The sequence below is a fragment of the Staphylococcus sp. SUC_1.2 genome (assembly GCF_026222585.1).
In genome coordinates this window covers 1-6,900 of record NZ_JANJPM010000056.1, presented here as the reverse complement: position 1 = coordinate 6,900, position 6,900 = coordinate 1, and the positions used below count along the sequence as shown (strand labels likewise).

General features: G+C 30.6%; 6 protein-coding genes and 1 pseudogene. 3 read left to right on the top strand and 4 right to left on the bottom strand.

All coding sequences use genetic code 11. The annotated features are described in order from the left end of the window. Positions 1-75: 75 nt before the first annotated feature. The 3 genes from NR218_RS12745 to NR218_RS12300 form a co-directional block, all read right to left on the bottom strand. Positions 76-318: a cyclophilin-like fold protein gene (locus NR218_RS12745; RefSeq protein ID WP_059748432.1), complete on the bottom strand. Its 243-nt coding sequence runs from the start codon at positions 316-318 to the stop codon at positions 76-78. A 122-nt stretch (positions 319-440) separates the two neighbouring features. Beyond that, positions 441-1,187: an SDR family oxidoreductase gene (locus NR218_RS12305; protein ID WP_059748433.1), complete on the bottom strand. Its 747-nt coding sequence runs from the start codon at positions 1,185-1,187 to the stop codon at positions 441-443. A gap of 97 nt (positions 1,188-1,284) precedes the next feature. After that, a complete protein-coding gene (locus tag NR218_RS12300) occupies positions 1,285-1,848 on the bottom strand; it encodes a DapH/DapD/GlmU-related protein (protein ID WP_230197849.1) in 564 nt (187 codons plus the stop codon). A gap of 107 nt (positions 1,849-1,955) precedes the next feature. Between NR218_RS12300 and NR218_RS12295 the strand changes: the two genes are divergently transcribed. The 3 genes and pseudogenes from NR218_RS12295 to NR218_RS12285 all read left to right on the top strand — a co-directional run. Continuing rightward, a complete protein-coding gene (locus tag NR218_RS12295) occupies positions 1,956-2,834 on the top strand; it encodes a LysR family transcriptional regulator (RefSeq protein WP_059748434.1) in 879 nt (292 codons plus the stop codon). A 194-nt stretch (positions 2,835-3,028) separates the two neighbouring features. After that, positions 3,029-3,514: a GNAT family N-acetyltransferase gene (locus tag NR218_RS12290; protein ID WP_059748435.1), complete on the top strand. Its 486-nt coding sequence runs from the start codon at positions 3,029-3,031 to the stop codon at positions 3,512-3,514. A 180-nt stretch (positions 3,515-3,694) separates the two neighbouring features. Then, positions 3,695-4,075: pseudogene (locus tag NR218_RS12285) on the top strand (type I restriction endonuclease); the annotation flags it as partial. 101 nt (positions 4,076-4,176) lie between these two features. On the opposite strand, the gene putP reads toward NR218_RS12285, so the two are convergent. Next, positions 4,177-5,715 (bottom strand): sodium/proline symporter PutP, encoded by a 1,539-nt coding sequence (putP, locus tag NR218_RS12280; protein WP_059748437.1) that lies wholly within the window; start codon positions 5,713-5,715, stop codon positions 4,177-4,179. Between the last annotated feature and the right edge of the window lie 1,185 nt (positions 5,716-6,900).

Here is a 6,900-nt window from a genome sequence, read left to right as displayed (position 1 = left end):
CTTAACCGATACGCAGAGCCCTATAATAAATAAACTTAAAAAATCGTCCAATTTAAATTGAACGATTTTTTTATGTTAAATCTTAAAAGATACTGTAATCTCAGAGGAATGATTTATGATTCCTAAATTTTCCATATTATTTATTTTGCCAATAGGTGTGTATTTGATATTAGTTTTAAAATCTTTATAAAAGATAACTAGACAGTTATCTTGGTATAACATGATGTCTCCCTTGTTAATTTGTTTCATAAACTGAGGATTTGTTGAAAAATTTTGAGAAAAATTATGATATTTTTCATTATTATTTATTTCTTTCATCGTTAGTTCCATTGGAAAAGGTTTTCGATTTCAATTGCAGTTGGGTTATCAAAAAAATTTGCAGTAAATGTTGTATCTTCAATAGTCATTTTAACTGTGTTCAATGTATTAACTCCCTTCTTTTACCATGGTTGATTAGTTGGTCCAACAGTAAATTCATTGATATTCGTGTTTTCAGGTTGATTTATAGCAAATGCTACAATTTCTGCAATACTGTCAGGAGATATTTGGTATTCATCATACATTGCTTCAGTACTAGAAGCAGTAGATTGATCTGTAATGGTATTTAATAATTTTGTTTTAATTGCAGCTGGGTAAATCGTAGCTGTTCTGATATTATTTTTTTCTTGAGCAGATTCCATACGTAATACTTCCATTAAATCACGAACTGCCCATTTCGTGGCACCATAGACAGCACCACCTGGATAAGCTTTCAAGCCTGCAACAGATGAAGTAGCAATAACATGTCCTGATTTTTGTTTAATAAATTCAGGCAAAGCAGCTTCAATTCCATTTAAAACACCTTTAATATTTACATCAACCATGTCATGCCATTCATCAGATTTTAATTTTGAAAGTGGAGAATTAGGCATTAAACCAGCGTTTAAAAATATAACATCAATTCTTCCAAATTGTGCTTTAGCTTTATCTACTAGATTTTTGTTATCTTCAATGTTTGTTACATCGGTAACGGCATAAACAGCTTCTCCACCAGAATTTTTGATTTTATCGACGATTGTTTTCAATTTATCTTCTCTTCTAGCTCCAAGTACAAGTTTTGCGCCTTTTTCAGCTAAACGTTTAGCGGTAGCTTCACCAATACCACTTGATGCTCCAGTAATAACGACTACTTTATCTTTAATTGCCATAATTAAATTCCTCTCCTTTTTAGAATCAATTTATAAGTGAATAGTATCTAATTTGTTACACATCTAATAATAGTTCTATGCATATTTTCAAAAAAAATTAATTAATTTTATTTATCATTTTGGCTGGGTTACCACCAACTACTGTGTTAGCAGGAACATCTTTAGTGACTAAAGCATTTGCGCCAACGATGGCATTTTCTCCAACTGTAATACCAGGTAGAATTGTAGCAGCTGCACCTATCCAAGCATTTCTTTTAATTGTGATTGGTTTGACGATAAGACTTCTTCTTTGTTTAGGATTTTGTGGATGGTTCACAGTTAGTAAATTAGCACGTGGTCCAATTAACACATGATCTTCTAAAGTAATGCCTCCTAAATCAGTAAACATAACATTACTATTTATAAAGACGTGCTTTCCAATAGAAATATGCTTTCCAAAATCCGTATATAAAGGTAAATTGATGTCTACGCTTGAATCAATTTCTTTGCCGGTAATTTGGGACAATAGTGTTAGTATTTCAGTGTGGGTATGGTATGAACCATTGAGTTTTGATACTAATTTAGCATTTGTATCAACAATCTCATGAATTTGTTTGAATACAGGTTCATCTTCTTCGACAACTCGATTCCAAATATTTTCGCTGAGTACATGATTAAACAATAAATTTTCGAGAATGATTACACATACAATGTTATAATGCTACAATTAATATTACAAATACCTATATTGAATGATTTATTATACGTTTTAAGCATAGGAGGATGAATGTGGAAAATAGAGTATTACGTTATTTTTTAGCAGTAGTAGCTGAAGGGAATATCAGTGCTGCTGCAAAATTATTACATATCACACAGCCGACACTTTCAAGACAAATTAAGGATTTAGAAGAAGAGCTATCTGTAACATTATTTAATAGGAAAGGTAAATATTTAGAATTAACAAGTGAAGGACATTATTTAGCGAGTAAAGCACGAGATATTATTAATTTAGTAGACAAAACAACTTCAAATATCACACACAAAGAGGTTTTTGGAGAAGTTCATATAGGCATGGCAGAATCTAGTAGTATTAAGCCGATTGCTAAAGCAATAAAAGAGTTGAGAAAAGAGCATAATCAAATTATTTTTGATACATTTAGTGGGAATGCTGAACAAATTTTAGAAAAAATTAATGATGGAATCATAGATTTCGGTGTAATTATAGAGCCAATTAATAAAGTTGATTATGATTCAATAGCATTAAATAGGGCAGATGTCTGGGGGGTGCTGACGAAGCATGATTCAGAATTTAAAGACATGGATAAGGTTAGTGCAGCATCAATCATTAACAGACCATTAATTATATCAAGACAACAAGGTGTAAAGAAAATGATTTTAAATGAATTAGATCTAGAAGATGCTCAATTAAATATAGTAGCTAAATATAATTTACTTTATAATGCTTCTATTATGGTAGAAGAAGGTGTAGGCCACGCATTATGCATTGGGGGTATTGTAAATACTAATAATACATCACTAAGATTTATACCGCTTCAGCAAAATATCAAATCAAGTTTAAGTGTAGTTTGGAAAAAAGAGAAGCCTTTATCTATATCAGCGCAGTTATTTTTAAATCAACTAAAAGAAATTTTAAAAGGTGAAAAATAAAACCGCATCACTACCCGATAAGCAGAAGCATATCATAAGTGATGCGGTTTTTTAATAATTAATAAAATGTATTGTGAAATATTTATGCTTGATCAATAGTTTATTATATTTGAATTAAAAAATATTATTTAGAAAAAGAAGGCCTAGATGAATACTTAGCAAAGAGTATTTTTAAAAGCAAGGGAGATGATTTTATGGGCATTAATATTCAACGTTTTGAAGAAAAGGATGCTGAGGAAATTGTTAAGTTGATTCATCGAGCAATGTTTGAAACGAACATCTTTGATTATTCTAAAGAAGACTTGGTAAAAGATGCTGAGAATATAACTGTGTCGTCAATCATCGAAAGAGCTTCTTGGACTCACTTTTATGTATTTAGAGATGAGGAGATTATCATTGCGACAGGTGCAATTGGTCCCTATTGGGATAGTCTAACAGAGAGTAGTTTTTTCACTATTTTTGTTTTACCTGAATACCAAGGTAGAGGGATTGGAAAACTTATTATTAATACATTGGAAGACGATGAGTTTTATAAGAGAGCTAGCCGGATAGAAATACCAGCATCAATTACTGCAGTTCCTTTTTATCAGAAGTTTGGCTATAACTTCAAGGATGGAGTTAGTAATGCTGATGAGGAAGGTATAGTAAGAATGGAGAAAAAACTTTGCGACTTAAATTAACGTTACAAGTTAAATAATTTTTAGTAAAATTATTAGTCGGATTTACAAATAAAAAGTAATAAATATACTATATTTTAAAAAAGTTTGTTATTTATCTAGTATAAAATAATGTGTCCAATATTAATTATTATTAAATTTTGATATATTTAAAGAAAGATTAAGTTTAGGGTGGATGAATGAATGGCTTATCAAAGTGAATATGCATTAGAAAATGAAGTGCAACAACAACTTGAGAGTTTAGGATACGAACGAGTAAATATACATAACGTTGAACAATTACATAATAATTTTCGTAATATAATTAATGAACGTCATAAGGATAAATTAAATGGGAAACCCCTAACAGATCGTGAATTTGAACGTTTAATGACGGGGATTAACGGTAAATCTGTATTTGATAGTGCGATGCAATTACGCGATAGTTATGTACTAAAGAGAGATGATGATACGGATCTTTACATAGATTTCATGAACTTAAAACAATGGTGTCAGAATAAATTCCAAGTAACCAATCAAATCAGTGTGAAAGATAAGTACAAATGCCGTTATGATGTGACAATTCCCGGTAAAAAATTATATACTTCAATAAAATGAAATTTGTAAATAAAAAAATAAGAGATAGAACCACAATTTCTTGTTCTACCTCTTTAAGTGATAAAGTGTTATTTTTCTTTTACAAGTTTTTTAACTTCTTCTAATTCTTTTTCAACATCTCTATTCGGTTTTTTAGTCATAAGACTTACGATATAAGTCACAATTAAACTTGTTAAAAATCCAGGAATAATTTCATATAAATTAAAGAAGTCATTATATTCTCCCAATGGTTTCACAAAAACAATCCAAATAATGACGACAACTGATCCCGATATCATACCAGAAATAGCTCCTGTACGACTTAATCCTTTCCAATAGAGAGATAGTAATACCAGTGGACCAAATGCAGCACCAAATCCAGCCCATGCATTACCAACAAGATTAAGTATAGTATCATTTGGAGTCCATGCGATTATAATAGATATAATTGCTATAATAAGAACAGATAATCGACCTACTAATAAAAACTCTTTTTTATGTTTTTTTGCAGCTTCTTCGCCTCTAATTAATTTATAGAAATCCTCTGTAAGTGAACTAGAAGTAACAAGTAGTTGTGAAGAGATTGTGCTCATAATAGCTGCTAAAATTGCTGCAAGAAGGAAACCACCAACCAATGGATGGAATAAAATTTGACCCATTAAAATAAAAAGTGTTTCTGGATCATTTAATTTAACTCCTCTATCTTGAACAAAAGCAATACCTATCAATCCTACACATACAGCACCAATTAAACTAATAGCCATCCAACTAATACCAAATCTTCTGGCTGTTTTTAATTGACTAACGGATTTGATTGACATGAATCGTACTATAATATGCGGTTGACCAAAGTAACCTAATCCCCAAGCAAAGAAAGAAATAATTCCCACAATAGTGGTACCTTTAAATAAATCTAAATTAGTAGGTTTTAAATCTGCTGCTTGAGAAAACACATCAACGCCACCTAATTGCATCATTGCGACAATTGGCACCATAATCATAGCAATCAACATAACTACACCTTGAAAGAAGTCAGTTAATGATACAGCTAAATACCCCCCAAAGAATGTATAAGCAATAACAATCACCGAAACTAGAATAAGACCAATATGATAATCTAGACCAAACGCACTATTAAATAATTTACCACCTGAAACCATACCCGAGTGAGTATATAGTGTAAAGAATACAACAATAATACCACCAGAGATAATTTTAATAATATTAGAATGATCATTAAGGCGATGTGTAAAGTAGTTAGGTAATGTGATTGAGTCATTCGCTTTTTCAGTGTACACACGAAGTCTTGGTGCTACAAGTATGTAGTTAACATAAGCTCCAATAGTTAACCCAATAGCTAACCATGCTGCTGATAAACCTGTAGTATAAACTTCTCCAGGTAATCCCATAATCATCCAACCGCTCATATCAGAAGCGCCGGCAGATAAGGCAGTGACATATGGACCAATATTTCTTCCGCCAAGCATATATTCACTTAAATCTCCGGTTGCTTGTTTATAACCATAGTACCCAATAATAAGTAAAATAAAGAAATAAACTGCAAGCATAACATAAGTTCGCCAATCAGGATTTACTTGACTTGACAATGATGTAGCAAGAATAAACATAATTAATAACCCCTTTATTATGTAATTATTTTAGTTACATACAATAATTATACAAAAAATAAAATTTATTTAAAGAGTAATTTTACCTTTTTTATGTTTGTTAAACATTTTTAACTATAATTTCTGTGTATTTATAGCGGTAAAAATAGTTTTAATATTAATTGCTAGTATATAATATTCATTAATTTTGTATATCATAATAATAAAAATAAACTTATTATATTTGAGTAACATATAAATCGATATATTTGATTTGTCATTTATTACGAATTCCGGTGAGAATAAGAGAAAATTCCATATAAAAACCCGTGATAAACGTTGGTATAACAAGAAAATCCCGGAATCTCACTCATTTTGACGAACAATCAACTCATTATTTATAGGTATTAATGATTGTGTTGGGTCACTACTTCCTTATATATATTATTTATTTTGAAAAAGTATTTTTATTTTAAGAAGCAAATAATTATGGTTAAACGAGGGAAGAATATCAATCTATATCTAATAGATGGTGATGTAAATAGACGTATCAAATGTACACTTGCTAATTGGACAGGAGTAATATTCAAGATTCCATAAACAAAAGTTGAACGTATTTCTAATCGGGAAGAGTTAAAGCAGTCAGGCATATATTTTCTTTTTGGATCAAGGGATGATAATGAAAAAGACAGCGTTTATATTGGGCAAGCTAGCATTAGATCGAATGGTGAAGGTCTTTTATATCGAATCAATGAACACAAAAACGATACGACTAAAGATTATTGGACTGAAGCTGTAGCAGTAACAACGTCTAACAATTCATTTGGTCCAACAGAAATAAGCTATCTAGAACATAGAATAGTTAATATAGCAAAAGAGAGTAATAGATACGAAGTAAAGAATGGGAATATACCTAACATAGGTAATGTAACTGAAGAAAAACAATTTGAACTTGAAGATTTTTTGGATAATGCAAAAATTGTTATGGCTGCTTTAGGATATAAAGTATTTGAGAAAATTGTGAATGATGAAGAATGAGATGTTTTAGAGCCCAATTTTGTATATGAAGTAAAAGGTGTGAAAGCTATGGGACGTCGTACTTCAGAAGGTTTTGTATTATTAAAAGGAAGCCAACTATCTCATAGTATTAGTGAGGTTGGTGGTGATAAAATCAGGTTACAACGAAAAAAATATGCTGATGATTTG

Bases quoted from the DNA above. Each gene is read 5' to 3' on its own strand.
- NR218_RS12745 (WP_059748432.1), bottom strand. From the start codon at position 318: ATGAAAGAAATAAATAATAATGAAAAATATCATAATTTTTCTCAAAAT.
- NR218_RS12290 (WP_059748435.1), top strand. From the start codon at position 3,029: ATGGGCATTAATATTCAACGTTTTGAAGAAAAGGATGCTGAGGAAATT.
- putP (WP_059748437.1), bottom strand. From the start codon at position 5,715: ATGTTTATTCTTGCTACATCATTGTCAAGTCAAGTAAATCCTGATTGG.
- NR218_RS12305 (WP_059748433.1), bottom strand. From the start codon at position 1,187: ATGGCAATTAAAGATAAAGTAGTCGTTATTACTGGAGCATCAAGTGGT.